This is a genomic window from Flagellimonas aquimarina, from assembly GCF_003149745.1.
Lineage (GTDB): Bacteria > Bacteroidota > Bacteroidia > Flavobacteriales > Flavobacteriaceae > Flagellimonas > Flagellimonas aquimarina.
In genome coordinates, this window is record NZ_QGEG01000005.1 from 21765 (window position 1) to 42369 (window position 20605).

26 protein-coding genes and 5 tRNA genes are annotated in these 20605 nt (G+C 37.5%); 8 read left to right on the plus strand and 23 right to left on the minus strand.

The features are described 5' to 3' along the window. Nucleotides 1-54: 54 nt before the first annotated feature. The 23 genes from rplJ to DKG77_RS15720 form a co-directional block, all read right to left on the minus strand. Nucleotides 55-570, minus strand: a complete 516-nt coding sequence (gene rplJ / locus DKG77_RS15610) for a 50S ribosomal protein L10 (RefSeq protein ID WP_109665072.1) — start codon at nt 568-570, stop codon at nt 55-57. A 22-nt stretch (nt 571-592) separates the two neighbouring features. Further along, entirely contained in the window at nt 593-1285 is a 693-nt protein-coding gene (rplA, locus tag DKG77_RS15615; RefSeq protein WP_109665075.1) for a 50S ribosomal protein L1, read from the minus strand. 19 nt (nt 1286-1304) lie between these two features. Further along, nucleotides 1305-1742 (minus strand): 50S ribosomal protein L11, encoded by a 438-nt coding sequence (gene rplK, locus DKG77_RS15620; protein ID WP_109665078.1) that lies wholly within the window; start codon nt 1740-1742, stop codon nt 1305-1307. 64 nt (nt 1743-1806) lie between these two features. After that, nucleotides 1807-2358: a transcription termination/antitermination protein NusG gene (nusG, locus tag DKG77_RS15625; protein WP_109665081.1), complete on the minus strand. Its 552-nt coding sequence runs from the start codon at nt 2356-2358 to the stop codon at nt 1807-1809. 6 nt (nt 2359-2364) lie between these two features. Further along, the gene (secE, locus tag DKG77_RS15630) at nt 2365-2553 is read right to left on the minus strand and encodes a preprotein translocase subunit SecE (protein WP_109665083.1); all 189 of its coding nucleotides are present in this window, start codon (nt 2551-2553) and stop codon (nt 2365-2367) included. Between the two features lie 20 nt (nt 2554-2573). Continuing rightward, nucleotides 2574-2646 (minus strand) — tRNA-Trp (locus tag DKG77_RS15635). Between the two features lie 122 nt (nt 2647-2768). Beyond that, the gene (tuf, locus tag DKG77_RS15640; protein WP_109665086.1) at nt 2769-3956 is read right to left on the minus strand and encodes an elongation factor Tu; all 1188 of its coding nucleotides are present in this window, start codon (nt 3954-3956) and stop codon (nt 2769-2771) included. A gap of 47 nt (nt 3957-4003) precedes the next feature. Then, nucleotides 4004-4075: transfer RNA gene (locus tag DKG77_RS15645), tRNA-Thr, on the minus strand. 79 nt (nt 4076-4154) lie between these two features. After that, nucleotides 4155-4227 (minus strand) — tRNA-Gly (locus DKG77_RS15650). 110 nt (nt 4228-4337) lie between these two features. Beyond that, nucleotides 4338-4419 (minus strand) — tRNA-Tyr (locus DKG77_RS15655). A gap of 24 nt (nt 4420-4443) precedes the next feature. Beyond that, nucleotides 4444-4517: transfer RNA gene (locus DKG77_RS15660), tRNA-Thr, on the minus strand. Nucleotides 4518-4618: 101 nt separating this feature from the next. Then, the gene (gene hpf, locus DKG77_RS15665; protein WP_109665089.1) at nt 4619-4921 is read right to left on the minus strand and encodes a ribosome hibernation-promoting factor, HPF/YfiA family; all 303 of its coding nucleotides are present in this window, start codon (nt 4919-4921) and stop codon (nt 4619-4621) included. 58 nt (nt 4922-4979) lie between these two features. Further along, nucleotides 4980-5870, minus strand: a complete 891-nt coding sequence (locus DKG77_RS15670; protein WP_109665091.1) for a tyrosine-type recombinase/integrase — start codon at nt 5868-5870, stop codon at nt 4980-4982. A 101-nt stretch (nt 5871-5971) separates the two neighbouring features. Continuing rightward, nucleotides 5972-6166 carry a 30S ribosomal protein S21 gene (gene rpsU / locus DKG77_RS15675; protein ID WP_055393644.1) on the minus strand — a complete coding sequence of 65 codons (195 nt, stop codon included), beginning with the start codon at nt 6164-6166 and terminating at the stop codon, nt 5972-5974. Nucleotides 6167-6250: 84 nt separating this feature from the next. Next, entirely contained in the window at nt 6251-7390 is a 1140-nt protein-coding gene (locus DKG77_RS15680) for an acyl-CoA dehydrogenase family protein (RefSeq protein WP_109665437.1), read from the minus strand. A 33-nt stretch (nt 7391-7423) separates the two neighbouring features. Continuing rightward, complete coding sequence (locus DKG77_RS15685) at nt 7424-8299, minus strand: ComEA family DNA-binding protein (RefSeq protein ID WP_109665094.1); 876 nt, start codon at nt 8297-8299, stop codon at nt 7424-7426. A gap of 10 nt (nt 8300-8309) precedes the next feature. Continuing rightward, a complete protein-coding gene (locus DKG77_RS15690) occupies nt 8310-9926 on the minus strand; it encodes an alanine/glycine:cation symporter family protein (protein WP_109665096.1) in 1617 nt (538 codons plus the stop codon). 86 nt (nt 9927-10012) lie between these two features. Next, complete coding sequence (locus DKG77_RS15695; RefSeq protein WP_109665099.1) at nt 10013-11020, minus strand: potassium channel family protein; 1008 nt, start codon at nt 11018-11020, stop codon at nt 10013-10015. Between the two features lie 2 nt (nt 11021-11022). Continuing rightward, on the minus strand, nt 11023-11250 hold the full coding sequence (locus tag DKG77_RS15700; RefSeq protein WP_109665102.1) for a PspC domain-containing protein: 228 nt from the start codon (nt 11248-11250) through the stop codon (nt 11023-11025). A gap of 8 nt (nt 11251-11258) precedes the next feature. Further along, complete coding sequence (locus tag DKG77_RS15705) at nt 11259-12539, minus strand: DUF2851 family protein (protein WP_109665105.1); 1281 nt, start codon at nt 12537-12539, stop codon at nt 11259-11261. A 19-nt stretch (nt 12540-12558) separates the two neighbouring features. Beyond that, nucleotides 12559-12870 (minus strand): rhodanese-like domain-containing protein, encoded by a 312-nt coding sequence (locus tag DKG77_RS15710; protein WP_109665440.1) that lies wholly within the window; start codon nt 12868-12870, stop codon nt 12559-12561. A 74-nt stretch (nt 12871-12944) separates the two neighbouring features. Next, nucleotides 12945-13562 (minus strand): thioredoxin family protein, encoded by a 618-nt coding sequence (locus DKG77_RS15715; RefSeq protein ID WP_109665108.1) that lies wholly within the window; start codon nt 13560-13562, stop codon nt 12945-12947. 6 nt (nt 13563-13568) lie between these two features. Further along, nucleotides 13569-14123 (minus strand): TlpA disulfide reductase family protein, encoded by a 555-nt coding sequence (locus DKG77_RS15720; protein WP_109665111.1) that lies wholly within the window; start codon nt 14121-14123, stop codon nt 13569-13571. 133 nt (nt 14124-14256) lie between these two features. Between DKG77_RS15720 and DKG77_RS15725 the strand changes: the two genes are divergently transcribed. From DKG77_RS15725 to DKG77_RS15765, 8 genes are all read left to right on the plus strand, one after another. Beyond that, the gene (locus DKG77_RS15725) at nt 14257-14703 is read left to right on the plus strand and encodes a MarR family winged helix-turn-helix transcriptional regulator (protein ID WP_109665115.1); all 447 of its coding nucleotides are present in this window, start codon (nt 14257-14259) and stop codon (nt 14701-14703) included. A gap of 2 nt (nt 14704-14705) precedes the next feature. Further along, nucleotides 14706-15338 carry an NAD(P)H-dependent oxidoreductase gene (locus DKG77_RS15730; RefSeq protein WP_109665117.1) on the plus strand — a complete coding sequence of 211 codons (633 nt, stop codon included), beginning with the start codon at nt 14706-14708 and terminating at the stop codon, nt 15336-15338. 41 nt (nt 15339-15379) lie between these two features. Further along, entirely contained in the window at nt 15380-15955 is a 576-nt protein-coding gene (locus DKG77_RS15735) for a YceI family protein (RefSeq protein WP_109665120.1), read from the plus strand. Nucleotides 15956-16195: 240 nt separating this feature from the next. After that, nucleotides 16196-17593, plus strand: coding sequence for an anthranilate synthase component I family protein (locus tag DKG77_RS15745; protein ID WP_109665125.1), 1398 nt, complete (start codon nt 16196-16198; stop codon nt 17591-17593). 2 nt (nt 17594-17595) lie between these two features. Further along, entirely contained in the window at nt 17596-18177 is a 582-nt protein-coding gene (locus DKG77_RS15750; RefSeq protein WP_109665128.1) for an anthranilate synthase component II, read from the plus strand. After that, on the plus strand, nt 18158-19153 hold the full coding sequence (trpD, locus tag DKG77_RS15755; protein ID WP_109665130.1) for an anthranilate phosphoribosyltransferase: 996 nt from the start codon (nt 18158-18160) through the stop codon (nt 19151-19153). Before DKG77_RS15750 ends, trpD begins: the two co-directional genes overlap by 20 nt. Then, entirely contained in the window at nt 19150-19935 is a 786-nt protein-coding gene (gene trpC, locus DKG77_RS15760; RefSeq protein WP_109665133.1) for an indole-3-glycerol phosphate synthase TrpC, read from the plus strand. Before trpD ends, trpC begins: the two co-directional genes overlap by 4 nt. Further along, entirely contained in the window at nt 19932-20588 is a 657-nt protein-coding gene (locus tag DKG77_RS15765) for a phosphoribosylanthranilate isomerase (RefSeq protein ID WP_109665135.1), read from the plus strand. The genes trpC and DKG77_RS15765 overlap by 4 nt, the downstream gene beginning before the upstream one ends. Nucleotides 20589-20605 lie beyond the last annotated feature (17 nt).

The window sequence follows — 20605 nt, forward strand, 5'->3', positions numbered from 1 at the left end:
TTTTCTATCGTTTAATCAAATTTTTAAAAATATACTTAGTTTATTGTGCGCGAATTATTTTTCAGATAATGTTTTAAGGATACCGGCCAATTTACCACCACCAGATTTAAGCCCAGAAATAACATTCTTGGCAGGTGACTGTAGCAGTCCGATAATATCCCCGATAACCTCTTCTTTAGACTTGATATTAACAAGTGAGTCAAGGTTTTCATCACCTACATAAACAGCCTCCTCTATAAAAGCTCCTTTGAGTAGTGGTTTATCTGATTTTTTTCTGAAATTTTTGATAAGCTTTGCTGGAGCATTTCCTGTTTCGGACAACATCAACGATGTATTTCCTTTTAAAACATCTGGAAGTTCTCCAAACTCCTTATCAGAAGCTTCCATTGCTTTTGCAAGCAAGGTGTTCTTAACAACTGCAAGTTTAATGTTAGCCTTAAAACAAGCCCTTCTTAAATTTGAAGTGGCCACAGCATCCAATCCTGAAATATCAGCTAAATAAATATTAGCGTTATCAGCCAACTGTGCAGTCAAATCTTCTATTACGATTGCTTTTTCTTCTCTTGTCATAGTTAAAATATTGAACTACCAGTTACGAAACTGCTTTTGGATCTAATTGAACACTAGGACTCATTGTACTGGATAAATAAATGCTTTTCATGTACACACCTTTTGCTGCTGCCGGCTTCATTTTTACCAAAGTATCTAACAATTCTTTGGCATTACCAGCAATTTTATCTGCAGAGAAAGATGTTTTTCCAATTGCAGCATGTACTATTCCAGTCTTGTCCACTTTAAAATCAATCTTACCGGCCTTAACCTCGGATACTGCCTTCGCTACATCCATGGTTACCGTTCCAGTTTTTGGATTGGGCATTAAACCTCTAGGCCCTAAAACCCTACCTAATGGTCCTAATTTTCCCATAACGCTTGGCATAGTTATGATAACATCAACATCTGTCCAACCGCCTTTTATTTTATCCAAATATTCATCTAACCCTACAAAATCGGCACCGGCCGCTGTAGCCTCTGCTTCTTTATCTGGGGTCACCAATGCTAAAACTTTTACGTCTTTACCAGTACCGTGAGGTAGTGTAACAACGCCACGTACCATTTGATTAGCTTTTCTTGGATCTACACCCAAGCGAATCGCCAAATCAACGGAAGCATCAAATTTTACATTAGTTATTTCTTTTACTAAAGCAGATGCCTCATCCAAAGAATACAATTTATTCTTATCTATTTTGGAATGGGCCTCCTTTTGCTTTTTTGTCAATCTTGCCATTATAAATTGCTTTAAGATTTTAAAAAGGTCTTTTGCCTGCTACTTTTAAACCCATAGATCTAGCGGTACCTGCAACCATACTCATTGCAGACTCCACTGTAAAAGCATTCAAATCGACCATTTTGTCTTCAGCGATTTGCTTTACTTGATCCCAGGATACAGAACCATTTTTAACTCTGTTAGGCTCGCCAGATCCTTTTTTAATCTTAGCTGCTTCCATCAATTGAACTGCCGCTGGTGGTGTCTTTACAACAAAATCGAAAGATTTGTCTTTGTAAACGGTGATCACAACAGGTAATACTTTACCCGGTTTGTCCTGTGTACGAGCATTAAACTGCTTACAGAACTCCATGATGTTAACACCTGCAGCACCTAAGGCGGGTCCAACCGGTGGCGACGGATTCGCAGCACCTCCCCTAACTTGTAATTTAACTACCTTATCTACTTCTTTTGCCATTGTTTTTAATTAAATTGAAAGTGTGTCAATTGGAAGCAACACAACTTTATATGTAACAGCTCTCTTATACTTTTTCTACTTGCATATAACTTAATTCCAACGGTGTTTTTCTTCCGAAAATTTTCACCATGACCTCAAGTTTACGCTTTTCCTCATTGATTTTCTCCACAGTTCCATTGAAACCATTGAAAGGACCATCAATAACCTTAATTGTCTCACCCAGCACAAAAGGAATCGCCACGTTGTCTGTATTGACAGCAAGCTCATCCACTTTTCCTAACATTCGGTTGACCTCCGATTTCCTTAAAGGAACCGGGTCACCCCCTTTGGTCTCACCCAAGAAACCTATTACATTGGTAATGGAGCGAATAATATGTACCATTTCTCCACCCAAATTGGCTTTTATCATTATGTATCCTGGAAAGTAAACTTTTTCTTTATTGATTTTCTTTCCGTTACGGATCTGCACTACTTTTTCTGTTGGAACAAGAACTTCTTCTAGATAGTCGCCAAAGCCATTGCGTTCCACTTCACTTTCGATATAGCCCTTGATCTTATTCTCCTGGCCACTTACCGCTCTAACTACATACCACTTTTTCTCCAGAACCTCAGACATACCCAACTATCCTATTACGTTATCAAAATACAATCTAATCAACTTACTAAATAGGGAGTCTACACCCCATGTGGCCAACGCGAACAAAATTGAAAAAACAGCAACCACTACCATTAAATTAGAAGCTTTCTCCCGATCTAACCAAGTTACATTGCTCTTTAACTCCTCGAATGATTCCTTTATGTAAGTGAACATATTCTAATTGTATTTTCTAGCACGGGCGGAGAGGCTCGAACTCCCGACACCTGGTTTTGGAGACCAGTGCTCTACCAACTGAGCTACGCCCGTAAATATGGCGTCTTACTATCTCAAAATATCAGAGATGAACTACACCCGCTTCTATTTACGTCGAAAGGTATCCGTCAAATGACGGACACCCTCTTAACGTAAACTATGATTATATAATAATTTTAATCTAAAATCTTAGTAACCTGACCAGCACCTACTGTTCTACCACCTTCACGGATAGCGAAACGTAGACCTACACTTAGTGCAATTGGCTGAATCAACTCTACAGTAATAGTCAAGTTATCTCCAGGCATAACCATTTCAACTCCACTAGGAAGAGCAATGTTACCTGTTACGTCTGTTGTTCTAACATAGAACTGTGGACGGTAGTTATTATGGAAAGGAGTGTGACGACCACCTTCTTCTTTCTTAAGGATATAAACCTCAGCTTCAAATTTAGCGTGTGGCTTAACAGAACCTGGCTTACAGATTACCATTCCACGGCTAATCTGAGCTTTCTCAATACCTCTTAACAAGATACCTACGTTATCTCCAGCTTCACCTCTATCCAATATCTTACGGAACATCTCAACACCAGTGATTGTAGAAGCCAATTTCTCAGCACCCATACCAATGATATCTACAGCGTCTCCTGTGTTTGCAATACCAGTCTCAATACGTCCTGTAGCAACAGTTCCACGACCAGTAATCGTAAATACATCTTCAACAGGCATTAAGAAATCTTTATCAACATCTCTTTTAGGAAGCTCGATCCACTCATCTACAGCAGCCATCAATTCCATTACAGTGTCAACCCATTTTTGCTCTCCGTTCAACGCACCAAGTGCAGATCCAGAGATAACAGGTCCATTGTCACCATCGTACTCGTAGAAAGAAAGCAATTCTCTTACTTCCATTTCAACAAGCTCTAAAAGCTCCTCATCATCAACCATGTCAACTTTGTTCAAGAAAACAACGATTCTTGGAATACCTACCTGACGTCCTAGAAGGATGTGCTCACGAGTTTGAGGCATTGGTCCATCAGTTGCAGCTACAACCAATATTGCACCATCCATTTGAGCAGCACCAGTAACCATGTTCTTTACGTAATCCGCGTGACCCGGACAGTCAACGTGCGCATAGTGACGGTTTTCTGTTTGATACTCTACGTGAGATGTGTTAATTGTAATACCCCTTTCCTTTTCTTCAGGAGCATTATCAATAGAATCAAAGCTTCTAAGCTCTGACAACCCCGCATTTGCCAATACAGTAGTAATAGCAGCAGTCAATGTTGTTTTACCATGATCCACGTGTCCAATAGTACCAATATTTAAGTGCGGTTTGGAACGATCAAAAGTTTCCTTTGCCATTTTAAATAATTTTAATCTTAGTTTATATTAGTGTACAAATCGTTTTGAGCCAATGACGGGAATTGAACCCGTGACCTCTTCCTTACCAAGGAAACGCTCTACCCCTGAGCTACACCGGCGTAAAGTGTTGAAACAACTACTTTAAAATAGTCCTCCCATAATTGGAAGAGATTCTTGTCTTCACAAGAATGACTTTAGAGCGGGAGACCGGGTTCGAACCGGCGACATTCAGCTTGGAAGGCTGACGCTCTACCAACTGAGCTACTCCCGCATTTTTTTTGGGCCAACACCCAAAATAATTCAATATTTCAAATTTAAAATTCCAAAAACCGTTTTTAAACAGGTTTTACTAAAGGAATTTCAACGCTCCTACTTTTTGTGTGGGGAGAGCAGGATTCGAACCTGCGAAGACATAGTCAGCAGATTTACAGTCTGCCCTCGTTGGCCGCTTGAGTATCTCCCCATTCTTGATTTCCAGTACATTAAGAGCCGATGGAGGGACTCGAACCCACGACCTGCTGATTACAAATCAGCTGCTCTAGCCAGCTGAGCTACATCGGCATTTTACCACCTTTTTAACACAAAAAAAGCCCGCTATTTCTAACGGACTGCAAATGTATATATTTATTTATTTAATCAAAATAAAATCGCAAAAATTTTACTTAAGCTTTTGCTCTCATTTTTTCTTTCTTTTTTACTAATTTTCTTTCCAATGAATGGCAAGCGGAATCTACTGCTTCCTCAAATGATTTACATTGTTTTTTTACAATCAGCTTATCTCTGGGCACTAATAACTTAATCTCTACTATCTTATTTTCTTTTGCACTTGTGTTTTCAACTTTTAAATATACGTCAGAACCAATGACCTTATCATAAAAATGTTCTAGCTTGTCCATTCTCTTTTGGATAAAATCCATAAGTTTTCCATCCGCAACAAAATTTACCGATTGTGCATTTACTTTCATAAGATGTAGTTTTTAGTGCTACCAAATGGCAGCTAGGTTAAACAATACAAGGAATATGCTACTCCTTGTTTCTAGGATGGGCCTTTAGGTGAACCTTTTTTAGTTCAGCTATACTATTGTGGGTATATACTTGCGTAGATGCCAAACTTGAGTGACCCAATAATTCCTTAACAGAATTTAAATCCGCTCCCCTGTTAAGTAAGTGTGTTGCAAAAGTATGTCTTAAAATATGTGGACTCTTTTTTACCTTTGGGGATACCAAACTAAAATACTTATTTATAGTCCGATAAACAAGTGTTTCATAAATTTTAAGACCGCCTTTTGTTAAAAACAGATATGAATTATCGGTTATTTTTTCCAGTTTAGATCGGAGCGATACATATTCTTGCAGCATATAAACTGTAGATGTCAAGAGGGGAAGAATGCGCTCTTTGTTTCTTTTTCCCAATACTTTCAAAGTATTATTTGAATTATTGATGTCCTTTAGCTGAAGACCCACCAATTCTGCCCGGCGAATACCTGTAGTATACAGCAACTCTATGATGAGTTTATCTCGAACACCCTCAAAATCATTATTAAATGGTATTTCTGATAATATTTTTTCCATCTCTTTTTCTGAAAAAGGGACTTCTATCTTTTTATTGGTTTTAAGGGCTTTGTGCTTAACTAAAGGTGAAACACTTATTTGATTGATTTTTTGTAAAAATCTATAGTAGGCCCTCAATGAAGAAATCTTTCTATTTATTGTCCTGTTTGTTACTCCTGCATTGGACATAAAAACAATCCAGCTTCTAATAATGGAATAGTTTACCTCAATAATGGTAGCCATATTGTAGTGAGCCGCACAGAATTCAGAAAATTCGGTTACATCTTTTTCATAAGCGCCTATTGTGTGTTGGGAATAGTTTTTCTCTAACCTTAAATATGATATAAACGAGTCTATAGGCATTGTTCAAAGTTACCTAAATCTATCATATAGAATTACAAAACGAAAAAATCCCGCTCCAATAGGATTGGAACGGGATTTGTAAATATCATTGGCAGAAAACCTTAAATTTCTTCTTGGTCTCTTAGTCCTTGTATATATTCAGCTTTTTGAATTTCAGCTCTTCGTTTTACTGAAGGTTTGGTAAACTGCTGCCTTTTTCGCAACTGGCGCATAGTGCCGGTCTTATCAAACTTACGCTTGAAACGCTTTAAAGCTCTATCGATGTTTTCTCCTTCTTTTACTGGTATTATTAACATTGGCTACAACCTCCTCTCTTTAAAATTATACCCCGTGTTGAACGGGGGTGCAAATATACAAATGTATTCTTGGCAGAAAAAGATTTATTTTAAAATATTTTTTGAAATAACCACTTTCTGTATTTCTGTAGTGCCCTCACCAATTGTACAGAGTTTAGAGTCTCTATAAAACTTCTCTACAGGAAAGTCCTTTGTATATCCATATCCTCCATGAATCTGTACAGCCTCATTCGCAATTTTTACGCAAACTTCCGAAGCATACATCTTAGACATTGCGCCAAGAGTGGTAACCTTTCTTCCAGAGTTTTTTAAGAACGCTGCCTTATGCAATAAAAGCTCAGAAGCCTCAATTTCCGTAGCCATGTCCGCTAGTTTAAAAGATATTCCTTGAAACTCACTGATTGGTTTACCAAACTGCACTCTTTCTTTTGAGTATTTTAATGCCGCCTCATAGGCTCCCTTGGAAACCCCCAGTGACAAAGCTCCAATTGAAATTCTGCCTCCATCCAACACTTTCATAGATTGAATGAATCCATCCCCAACTTCACCTAAACGGTTTTCATCAGAAATTCTACAGTCAGAAAAAATGAGCTCGGCTGTCTCACTAGCTCTCATGCCCAGTTTGTCTTCCTTCTTTCCACTGGTAAAACCGGGAGTACCTTTTTCAATGGCAAAAGCTGTCATACCATGGCTATCTCCTTTCTCACCAGTTCTGGCAATTACAACTGCAATATCACCGCTTTTTCCATGTGTAATAAAGTTTTTGGCCCCATTCAGCACCCAAGAATCTCCATCTTTTACAGCTGTAGTATTCATACCCCCTGCATCTGAACCTGTATTGTGTTCGGTCAAGCCCCAAGCGCCTATCCACTCTGCAGTAGCCAATTTAGGAATCCATCGCTGCTTTTGCTCATCGTTACCAAAAGATAGAATATGATTGGTACATAAAGAATTGTGAGCAGCAACAGAAAGCCCAATAGAGGGGTCAACTTTTGAAATCTCTTCTAAAATCGCAATGTACTCATGATAACCCAAACCGGAACCGCCCAATTCTTCTGGCACCAAAACCCCCATAAATCCCATTTCCCCGGCTTTTTTAAAAACCTCAATTGGAAATGTTTGCGACTCATCCCATTCCATTACATGAGGTAGAATATAATGTTGTGCAAACTCTCTGGCAGATTCTGCGACCATCTTTTGGGTTTCCGAATAATCAAAGTTCATTGTGGACAAAGTATCCGTTATCATAGTACAATTTTATAGGGTCAAATATAGCTTAATTCTATCAATCCTCTCAACAGGAAACGTCTTAACGCCTACTAATTCGTCTACCTTCCCATATGCACCGTTAACTTCTCTAAAAGCAACTATTTCCTTGGCCAAATCATAGTTGATATAGACCAAACGGGACAGTTCTTTTGCTGTAGCCGTATTAATATTGATTTTTTCTATTTTGGGTGGTTGAACAACCTTGAAATTACTCAATACTCGTTTTACCACATCTGGTTTCAATCCGTAGACATCGTTCAATTGTTTATTGATAACAAAACCACCCAATCGATCTCTAAACTTTACTATACGAGCCGAAAGCTTGTCACCTATTCCCCTAATGGTTTTGAAATCATCAATTGTGGCCAGATTTAAATCCCTGACCTTATCAACTTCCTTTTCCTTGAACTGGCTTTTTGAGTTGTTATGTACCGGTATTTGCCTATTCTTCTGGGTCCACTCAGGAAATTTAAAATAGGGGGCGATGGTCTTTAAAAGAGAATCTGAAACCTTTGTCACCTTTTGAAAACTTTCTGCAGAATTAACAAACCTCTTCTGTTTTCTATATGCAAACAATCGGTCCAGTTCTTCAGGAGACATACCTAAAGTATAGCCTTTATAATCTGTAATATAATTTGGATTGAAAGGGAAAATCTTTTTTGAGTCTTTTTGGTGCACCAGCTTTTTGATACTGTCCAATTTAGATTCCGCCAACATATTTACCGAAACTTTTGGTGAAGTATCAAAAGGATTTGCCTTTACAAAAAAACTCACCCCATATAAGGCTATGATAATAAATAGCAAAAAGAAAATCCCACTCCGTTCCTGTTTATTGAACTTAAAGTGGGACTTGAAATTATTCAATTAAACGATATTATTTATTCTTAACAAAGTTCTTGATATCCGTAAGATATTTGTCCATTTCTTCTCGAACTTTTGGAAACAGAAATAGAAGTCCTATCATATTTGGGAAAACTAGAGCCAAAATCATTGCATCTGAAAATTTGATTACAGCATCAAGCGTGGCCGCAGCTCCGACAACGACGAATAATAAAAACAATACCTTATAAACGATATCCGCTGTTCTGCCTCTTCCAAAAAGAAATTTCCAAGACTGCAATCCATAGTATGACCAAGATATCATTGTAGAAAATGCAAAAAGAATAATAGCAATGGTCAAGACATACCTAAATCCTGGTATTACGGAATCGTATGCCATAGAGGTCAAATCCACTCCACCAACATATGCTCCAGATTCACTAAGCAGAACTGTACTACCAACTGCATTTCCATAATCAAAAGCTCCGGCGTCCATATTAAAGAAGATGATTACCAAAGCTGTCATGGTGCATATTACCACGGTATCTATAAATGGTTCCAATAATGCAACCACACCTTCACTAGCAGGGTATTTTGTTTTAACCGCTGAGTGGGCAATTGCCGCTGAACCAGCACCTGCTTCATTAGAAAAGGCCGCTCTCTGAAAACCAACGATGATAACACCTACAATACCACCTAAACCGGCTTCTGGAGTAAATGCTCCGGCAAAAATCATCCCAAAAGCATCTCCTATGTATTTGATATTGGCAAAAATGATGACCAACGAAGCAAGCACATAAACCCCTGCCATAAACGGTACAATTTTCTCCGTTACACTGGCAATTTTCTTGATACCGCCAATTATTACGATTCCAACTAGAATAGCTAAAATTACTCCAATGATGACACCTATTGCACCACCTTCAAGATTAAGCATTGTGGTTAATTGAACTGCGGCTTGATTTGATTGAAATGCATTTCCACCTCCGAAGGAAGCTCCAACACAAAGAATTGCAAAAATTACTGCAAGTACTTTTCCCAAACCTTTAAAACCTCTTTCTTTAAGTCCTTTTGACAAATAATACATTGGCCCGCCATATACCGTTCCATCCGGTCCAACATCTCTATACTTTACTCCCAGGGTACATTCCACAAATTTTGTTGACATTCCTATTAAACCACAAACGATCATCCAAAACGTTGCTCCGGGTCCACCAAGAGCTATTGCTACCGCAACCCCTGCAATGTTCCCTAAGCCAACTGTTCCTGAAACTGCTGTCGCCAGTGCTTGAAAATGACTTACTTCTCCTTCTTTGCTTTCATCTTTTATAGTGTGCGGTAAATCTCCATCTACAGTATTCAGTTCCGTTTTTTCAACGCTATGATGATCCAACTCATCATATTTTCCTCTGACCGTGTTAATGGCAAGTGAAAATTTTGTAATGTTTGGAAACTTAAATGCAATCGTAAAAAAGGTGGCCCCTGCAATAAGAAGGATAAGTACAATTGGCATATTGTAACCCCCGATTGGTATTGTTGTCAAAACAAAACCTTCCCACCAAGTAGCAAAAGGCATGAATGCATCGTTCACTTTTTCATCTAAACCTTTCTCTTGAGCTATACTTAAAAAGGGAATCAAAAGCGAAAAAACTGTAAGAAGTCTATACTTCATAATGTATTATTTGGTTATGTTAATTTGATGTAAAGGCGACAATATCCTAAAAAAATTCAACGGAATCAAATATAAAAGTTATAAAACTATCCTATCTGAAACATTTCATTAAGCTTTCTAATTTGTTCCGGCCTCCCTAAAACAATGACTTTGCCTTTTGGTTGAAGTACCAAATCTGCCTCTGGGTTGATAATGTAATTGCCACCTGGTTCTATGTAACCTATTATTGTACATCCGGTTTTCTTTCTTAGATCCAAATCTCTAAGTGAATTACAATCAATTTGATCCGTAAAATCCTCAATCTCCACTTCCTCCAAATTTGTGGTATGTTCTCCCTCCATAGAGAGCTTGTCCATAAAGGTTATCAAATCTGGCATTACTACTAGCGAGGCCATATGGTCCCCTCCAATTTTATCTGGCATTATCACTTTATTCGCGCCTGCCAATTGCAATTTTGCCTGCGAGGTAATTTGTGATGCCCTGCTTATAATAAAAAGATTCTTGTTTAGCTGACGTGCAGAAAGCACAATGAACAGGTTTGCCGCGTCATCTGGCAATGCGGTGATAAGGTATTGTGCCCTTTCAATTCCCGCGGCATACAGGACCTCATCTTCATTGGCATCTCCTTCTATAAAAAGAACATCGTCCTCATGGTGTTCCACTATCTCCTTATCTCTTTCAATTACAACAAAAGGTTTCTTGTACTCTTTTAATCTTTCTGCCGCTTGCATGCCGTTTCTTCCATATCCGCAAACAACAACATGGTTGGTCAAATTATCTATTCTCTTTTTCACTTTTTTCTTTTTTAATATCTGAAGCGAATTTCTTCCTAATAGGTATTCCGTAATAACGGATAAAGCAAAACCAAAAATAAAAACACTGGTAACGATTAAAAATACAGTAAAAATCTTTGCATTTGGGTCTAGTGGCCTAACTTCAGAAAAACCAACTGTGGTCACCGTAATGATGGTCATGTAAATTGCCTCGACCCATGTAAAACCAGATATAATCTTATATCCTATTACACCAAACAGCAACACAAACAACATTAAAGAAAATGCCCAAACTATTTTAGAACGCAATAATCTTATCATAATTAGAGGTCAAATACTGAGGTTCTTTTAGTGTAAATCAAATCTTTTATTCGTAACCAAAATGCCATAAAAAGGTAAAGGGCAAAACCAAAGCCCAAAGTTGCAAAGGTTAAATATATAAAGGTAGTTCTAACCACTCTGGCTCTAATGCCTAAACGCTCCGCAATGCGCCTACAGACCTCAAAGCCTCTTTTTTGGAAGTAATAGAGTGTATTGTAAAACAAACTCATACCTAAAATTATGTATTTCTGTTCAATAAATGTGCTCCTAAACTACACTGTAAACATTTATTTTTTGAACAATAGTTATTATAAAGTTGAATTTTTGCTTGGCTCTGCAACGCATTTCTGGTTTTGGACCCAAGATTTTCAAAACCAGAAATTACTGAATTCTCCTCTTTTTTCACTTGTGAAATCAACATCATTAAGTCATCATTCATATCCTTCCCCAAATGTTTGGAATAGCAAAATTTCATAGGAACAATCGTGTTGATCACAAGCAAATCTACAAAACGCTTGGAAAGCTTCTTTTTTCTTTTTTTGGAAACTTTACCAAAAGTGAAATGATCATCCCAATAATGGCTGGCGGCAGTTTCAAAAATGGTGTATACATCTTCAATACCATCTGTTTGCATTAGTTTTGAAAACAGGTTTTGGTGTTTTGCGTACAAATTGGCAAATTGAGATAAGCGAATTGTGGGAAAGTTAGATGGTCTTAATCCAAAGAATTCAGGTTTTTCAGTAGTGGTGGATAATTCAAACTTTTTGGAAAGATACTCGTATTCCTTTTTTAATGTTAAAAAATAATTGTCTGGGCAGTCCTTATCCTCCAATAATCCAAAATAACCAAAAAGCAGGCTTTCTAATTCCTCCAAACTATTTCTGGATTTACGGATAATGGAAAAATTTAGGCTTTTGGCTCTCTCTAAAAAGAACTCGCCATTCACTTTGGAACCAAAGTTCTTCATCAGCATTACAAAAAGAACTTTCTCCCAATCATTCTTTGATTTTTTTAAAAGATCAAAAATCAAACTGGATTTCTGTTCTAAACGATCAATGTACAGTCTATCCATCCAATTTTGAAACAAAAAATCATCAATCGCCCCAAAATCCTTTTCGCAATTAATAAAGGAAGAGTTTGAATGTTCCATCAAACTCTGGTACTTTTCCAAAAGTTGGAAAGAGACATGGTCATTTAATCTTAACGTTGGAATAATTGTGCCATCCTTTCTAAAAACATGCATATCGTCTTCCCAAACAACATGAAGTATCACATTGTCATACTTGGGATCCTTTTCATGGTGGTGCGCATACCAATCTGATGATTTAAGGTGCATCTCTACATTACCTGCCCATGTTTGGCCATTGATCTCCACTATAGCATTGAAAAAATCCGGGCCTGAAAACTGGTTCAAGCTTCCAGAATTCTTTATTTCTATTTGCTCCAGGGCAGAGGTAACAAGTTGTTTTCCTCGGAGTTTATTATGCCTCCAAATAAAATGAAGTAGGTCTTCTCGCATGATTTGGGATTAACGAGAACTATTCGGCTACTTCACCCTCCCAATTCATGAATCCACCTTCTAGGTTATAGGTGTTTTCTATTCCAACACTGTTCATGATCGCGCATGCCTGCGCACTTCTGTTGCCAGATCTGCAGTATACATAATAGTTTTTTGACTTGTCCAGCTTTTCAATTTCATTCAGAAAATCTTGACCCAAATAAATATCTATATTGGCGGAATTTGGTATATGGCCTTCCTCTACTTCTTCGGTTGTTCTTACATCCAATACAAAGGCGTTATCATCATTGCTTAACTGATCCGCCCATTCTTCTTGTGATAAATCTGACATTTTTAAAAGTTTAAGTTCTGCAAAAATAAAAATCCGGAGCATAACCCCGGATTTAAATCTACTTATTCTTCTTATTAAACTTTTATACTGCATCCAATGGCCCGTGTAGTGGTAACCTTTATCTCCTTTCCGGCCAACATTGCATCCACAGCATTTTCCACAAATTTTTCTTCAACGTTGGACGCATCTCCGGAGTTGTCATCTATTGCGCCGATATATTTTACTACGTTACCTTTTAAAGTTTTCTCTAGCAAGAAAACATGCGGTGTTCTTTTTGCTCCGTATTCTGGGTATATTTTTTGCCCTTCATCCAATAAATAGGGAAAGGTAAATCCTTTTTCTGTGGCCCTGGTTTTCATAGCTGCAAAACTATCTCCAGGTTTTTTTTCTGGATTATTGGGGTTTATGGCGATGACCGGGACACCTAATGGCTTGTATTTGGCATCCAAAGCATTTATTCTATCTTCATATGCAACTGAGTATGGACAAGTATTGCAGGTGAAAATCACTAAAAACCCTTTTGCACTTTTGTAATCTGAGAGCGAAATCGTTTCACCATCCACGTTTTTTAATGAGAAATCCGTAGCAGTATCTCCTATATTGTAACCATTATCAATAACAATTGATTTTGAAGAAAACCCAGCCAGCGTGATTAGTACTGCCAACAGGACAAAAGCTTTAAGTGTTTTCATTATACTTTAGTTTATGAATTTGTTCAACTCTTCATTTAGTTCTTCATAGGTAAACCCTTGTTCATAAAAACTACGCTTATCTTTATTGTAGATTAAAGTAGCGGGTATTCCCCCACCCCATTCTTCCGCAACTTTTGGAATCCAATCATTTTGTTTGGGATCATCCAGAATAACAACAGTAGACTTAATCTCTTTCTTCTCAACAAAAGGTTCCAGTTTGGATTTCCACATGGAAGGCATATCAAGACTTACTAAAATCACCTCAACATTGTTATCTTTCTGTTCAGCATTTAACCTTTCAAAATAAGGAAGTTCCACAATGCATGGCTTGCACCATGTGGCCCAAAAATTTACCACATAGGTTTTGTCATCGTCCTTGTATAACAATGGCTCAAAGCTTTGAAAATTATATATGGGAAATTTAACCTCATCATTCACTTTAGATTGAATTTCAGCATATTCAGGCTGAGAGTCTTTCACTTTTTCTTCGCTCTTGGCTTTGTTGTTACAACTAAATATCATTACCAAGACTATGGGACCCAAAAGCAACAAATGTTTCATTCTCTGCATTTTATGGTATTAAAAGTAAATAAAGTGATATTCCACAATTTTTTTTTAACAAAATTTTATCTGTTAAAGATGTCAAAATCAAGAATAACCATTATACATTTGTATATACAATTATTGTATAAACATGAATGTTGAGGAAATCATAAAGACAGAAAAGGAGCTCCCTTTAAAAACAAGGACCATGATTCATTTTGCCTTGGTAAGCAATAAAATAAGTGAGCAATTTGCATTAGCTCTTAAACCATATGAAGTTTCCGAACAACAATTTAACGTATTGAGAATTCTACGTGGGCAAAATAACAAGCCCGCGAACCTATCCACTATAAATGAAAGGATGGTCACAAAAATGAGCAATACAACACGCTTAGTGGACAAACTTATTGCAAAAGGCTACGTGAAAAGGTGGGTATGCGAATCCAACAGACGTAAAGTAGAGATTTTGATTACCGATAAAGGGAAAACTATTTTAGAAAAAATAGACAAGACCATGGAAGGTGCAGAAAAAGAAATTCTCAAGAATTTTACTGCAAAAGAACTTACAGAGTTAAATATATTATTAGATAAATTTTAAAAATGAACAACGTTTTAGAAAACAGAACATGGCGTTACGCCACTAAAAAATTTGACAGCACAAAAAAAGTATCAGATAGTGATTTGGAAATATTGCTAGAGGCCACCCGACTCAGCGCTTCTTCATATGGTTTGCAGCCCTATCACGTTTTTGTAATTGAAAGTCAAGAGATAAAAGAACAATTGAAGCCGGTTTCCTGGGGGCAATCACAGCTAACAGATGCTTCCCACATAATCGTTTTTGCCAACATCACGGATTTTGGGGAAGAGCTTATGGATGATTATTTAAATAATGTTAGCACAACCAGAAACATACCATCAGAGGGGTTAAAAGGCTACAGTGATTTTATGAAATCTAAATTACTGGATTTACCCGAAGACACAAAGGGTGTTTGGACAGCAAGACAAGCCTACATTGCCTTTAGCAATATGATGCAGGCTGCCTCAGAATTAAAAATTGACACCTGTCCCATGGAAGGTTTTGAGTCTGAAGCTTACAATGAAATTCTAGGCCTTTCGGAAAAAAACCTTAATGCTTCCGTAGTACTGGCAGTGGGTTATCGCTCAGATGAAGATGAAACCCAGCATTATGCAAAAGTTAGAAAGTCAAAAGAAGAATTATTTACCATTATATAAATATTAAACCTTAATTAAAACAAGAATTAAAGCACACAATCATGAAAAAGACAATTTTAAGTTTAGCGTTGACAGCAGTATTTGGGTTAACTGCTCTTGCCAATCCAATTGACGGCGAAAAGAAAGCTGTAAAAGTTGATGAAAGTACCGTAACATGGAAAGCCTACAAAGTAACGGGCTCACATACGGGTACCATAGCACTAAAATCAGGTAATTTAGAATTTGATGGAGACAAACTTACAGGCGGGGAATTTGTGGTAGACATGACTTCTATAACAAATACCGACCTGGAAGGCGAGTATAAAGGGAAGCTTGAAGGACATCTAAATTCAGATGACTTTTTTGCGACCGCAACAAATCCAACATCTAGTTTGGTGTTTACAAAAGTTGAAGCCTCTGGAAAAAACTCCTATAAGGTAACTGGAGATTTAACCATTAAAGGAATTACAAAACCCGTTGCATTTGACGTATCTATTTACGGAAGCAAAGCCACCGCTACCTTAAAAGTGGATAGAGCGGCTTACAACGTAAAATATGGTTCTGGCAGTTTCTTTGACAACTTAGGGGACAAAACAATTTATGATGAATTTGATTTGGTAGTTGATCTACAACTATAATCAATGCTAGTTTAGTGTTTGGAAATCCCGCTTAAGGCTATCTTAAGCGGGGTTTTTATTTTTAAAGACCAAAATTTGCCAGTTTCAATTTCCTTTCTATCTTTGATACAATGAATTTAAGAACAGTTAATACTTGGTGGTGGATTAATTTACGTCGAATGTCGTGAACCAGTCCCCCATTGTAATCATATAGAGGCTTGTCATCACGACAAGCCTTTTTTAATTTATCACTATTTTGAAATGACCTATACATTACAAACACATTATAAAAAAATACTAGCGGACACCATTACTCCAGTGAGTGTTTACCTAAAAATTAGGGATAAATTCCCAAACAGTATCCTCTTGGAAAGTAGCGATTACCACGCCAACGATAATAGTTTCTCCTATATCTGTTGTAATCCAATTGCTTCCATAAAGGTTCAGAACGAAATTATTACTCAAATCTTTCCAGATGGCACAAAAGAAGAGCTTCCAATTTCATCTACAACCGATGTTACCGAAGTGATACATGATTTTGGTAAAAAGTTTTCTGTTTCCAACAATGGCTTCAAATTTATAAACAATGGCCTTTTCGGTTATATGTCTTACGATGCAGTTCGCTATTTTGAAGATGTGGAGATTTCGTCCAAGGAAAACTCTATTCAAATACCGGATATTTATTATGCGGTCTATCAGAATATCATTGCCATTAACCATTTTAAAAATGAGGCATACCTCTTTGCCCATTGTTTTGGGAGCGAAAGCAATGTTGATGAAATAGCTCAATTGTTCAATGTAAGAAACTTTGCGTCTTATAATTTTTCAAAAGAGGGAGAACCAAAATCCAACTTAGAAGATGAGGAATATAGGGAGCATGTGAAATTGGCCAAAAAACATTGTCAGCGAGGTGACGTATTCCAGTTGGTGTTGTCACGTAGATTTTCCCAAGCCTTTAAAGGAGATGAGTTTAATGTATACAGGGCATTGCGGTCCATAAATCCATCACCCTATCTCTTCTATTTTGATTATGGTGACTTTAAAATTTTCGGTAGCTCACCAGAAGCGCAACTCATTGTAAAAGAAGGAAAAGCTGAAATCCACCCTATTGCCGGCACTTACAAAAGAACAGGAAATGATGAGCAAGATGCTGAATTGGCAAAAAAACTAGCCCAAGATGATAAGGAAAATAGTGAACATGTAATGTTGGTGGATTTAGCACGAAACGACCTCAGCAGAAATGGAAACACCGTGAATGTGGAAACCTATAGAGAAGTGCAGTATTTCTCTCATGTTATCCACTTGGTATCTAAAGTAACAGGGCAAAAGAAAAAGGATATCTCAACCATGAAAGTTGTTGCGGACACCTTCCCAGCTGGTACTTTGAGCGGTGCACCAAAACATATGGCCATGCAGCTGATTGAAAAGTATGAGAAAACTGGGCGCGCATATTATGGTGGTGCCATTGGCTTCATGGATTTTAAGGGAAACTTTAACCATGCCATTATGATCAGAACTTTTTTAAGTAAAAATCATGAATTGCATTACCAAGCAGGTGCTGGTCTTGTAGCTGCATCTGACCCAGAAATGGAATTACAAGAAACCTATAATAAATTAGGTGCTTTAACCAAAGCATTGGAAATAGCGGAAACAATCTAAACATGGGAAGAAAGATTTTAATGATAGACAATTACGATAGTTTCACCTATAACCTGGTGCACTATTTAGAAGACTTGGATTGCGACGTTACCGTAAAACGTAATGACCAATTGACTTTGGAAGAGGTTGATGCTTTTGATGAAATTGTCCTGTCTCCTGGCCCTGGAATACCAGATGAGGCGGGTTTTCTCAAAGAAATCATCAAAACCTATGCTCCCAAAAAGCGTATTCTTGGAGTTTGCTTAGGGCAACAGGCCATCGGAGAGGTTTTTGGCGGAACACTGGTCAACCTTGATCAGGTATATCATGGGGTTGCAACCTCCATAACGATTACCAAAAAAGATGTCATTTTTGAGGGTATGCCCAATACAATAGAAGTAGGACGCTACCATTCTTGGGTTGTGCATCCAGACTTGCCAGAAAGTTTAGAAGCTACCTCAGTTGATGAAAATGGACAGATAATGTCCCTAAAACACAAAACGTATGATGTAACTGCAGTTCAGTTTCATCCGGAATCTGTTTTGACACCAGAAGGAAAACAAATGCTAAAAAATTGGTTAGAAAATGAAAGAGACACTCAATAGACTCATCAATCACGAAATACTCTCCAAAGCTGATGCCAAGCAAATCTTGGTGAACATTGCCAAGGGTGATTACAATACATCACAAATAGCAGCATTTCTTACAGTTTATATGATGCGCAGCATCACTATAGAAGAGCTTGAAGGCTTTAGAGATGCTCTTTTGGAGCTTTGTATGGCAGTAGACCTATCCGACTATAACGCTATTGACCTCTGCGGTACCGGAGGAGACGGAAAGGATACCTTCAACATATCTACATTAGCATCATTTGTTACGGCCGGGACAGGAATAAAAGTAACCAAACACGGAAATTACGGGGTTTCCTCTAAATGTGGTAGTAGCAATGTCATGGAGTTTCTAGGCATTAAGTTTAGTAATGAAGCGGACTTTCTTAAAAAATCTATTGATAAAGCAGGAATATGTGTTTTGCATGCCCCACTATTCCATCCAGCCATGAAACATGTAGCCCCAATTCGTAGGGAACTTGCCGTTAAAACTTTTTTTAATATGTTGGGGCCAATGGTGAATCCTGCATTCCCCAAAAACCAAATGGTGGGGGTTTTCAATTTGGAATTGGCCAGAATGTATGGATACCTCTATCAAAACACCGATAAAAACTTCACTGTTCTGCATGCGTTGGATGGCTATGATGAAATTTCTTTGACTGGAGCCACAAAAACCATTTCCAAAGATTCAGAAGGAATGCTCACTCCTGCAGATTTTGGAGTGAAAAGCATTTTACAAAAAGAGATAACAGGAGGAGAAGATGTAGCACAATCAGCCCAAATATTTTTGGATATTCTGAACGGCAGAGGTACCCAAGCACAAAACAATGTGGTCTGTGCCAATGCCGGAATTGCCATTTCCACGGTTGAAGGTACAACACCAAAACAAGGTTTTGAAAAAGCAAAAGAATCGCTCTTAAGCAAAAGAGGATTAGGAGCATTAAAAAAATTACAAGAGTTAAGTGCCCAATGAACATCCTTGATAAAATAGTAGCGGACAAACGCAATGAGGTCGATTTAAGAAAATCATTGATTCCTATTTCGCAATTGGAACAATCGGTGCTTTACAATAGAAACACTGCCTCTTTAGCTGCCGCATTAAGAAATAGCAACTCTGGAATTATAGCAGAACACAAACGACGTTCCCCTTCAAAATCCTTAATCAACCAAAAGTTGAATGTTCAAGATGTGGCAACAGGTTATGAGCAAGCCGGAGTTTGCGGAATGTCTGTTTTAACCGATAGCAAGTATTTTGGGGGCTCTTTGGATGATTTATTGCTGGCTAGATCGGTTACAAAGATTCCATTATTGCGAAAAGAATTTATTATTGATGAATACCAAATTTTGGAAGCAAGGGCACATGGTGCAGATGTAATCCTGTTGATTGCGGCCATTCTATCAAAAAATGAAATTAAAACCTTATCAGAAGCGGCTAAAAGCTTAGGGCTCGATGTACTTTTGGAAGTTCATAATATAGAAGAGCTCCATAAATCCATTATGCCCAGTTTAGATATGTTGGGGGTAAACAACAGAAACTTGAAGACTTTCGAAGTAAGTCTAGAGACCAGTAAAAATCTATCAAAGCTTATTCCAGATGAGTTTGTAAAAGTTTCGGAAAGTGGTATCAGCTCAATTGAGGCGATAAAAGATTTAAAACAATATGGATACCAAGGTTTTCTGATTGGAGAGAACTTCATGAAAACAGAGAATCCTGGAAAGTATGCATCCGAATTTATTAAAGAATTGGAATCATGAAACTAAAAGTCTGTGGAATGCACCATAATCCAAAAGATGTTGCTCAATTGCAACCAGATTATTTGGGCTTTATTTTTTGGGAACCTTCCACCCGCTATTTTGATGGTGACATGCCCGATTTGCCAAAATCCATTAAAAAAGTCGGGGTTTTTGTAGACGAATCAGTTACCAAAATTATCTATAAAATTATGAGTCATAAGCTTGATAGTGTTCAATTACATGGTACTGAAAGTGCTAAATATTGCCAAGCTTTAAGAGACGTCATCCTAGAAAATGAAATTGGAGAAGACAACTTTGAAAGAATCCAATTTGATATCATCAAAGTTTTTTCCATCAAAGATGATTTTGATTTTTCAGTTCTTGAAGCGTATGAAGCATCCTGTGATTATTTTATGTTCGATACCAAAGGAAAACTGCCAGGAGGCAACGGATATACATTTGATTGGAATATTCTAAAAGAATATCCGTCCACAAAACCTTACTTTTTAAGTGGGGGTATTGGACTAGAAGAAATGGACAGTTTATTGGCTTTTTTGGAGAGTCCAGCCTCAAAACAATGCTATGCCATTGACGTAAACAGTAGGTTTGAAGTAAAACCAGGTCTAAAAAGCATTGAACAACTAGAAAAATTTAAAAAATTGCTGCTAAACTAGCATCAACTTTAAACTGT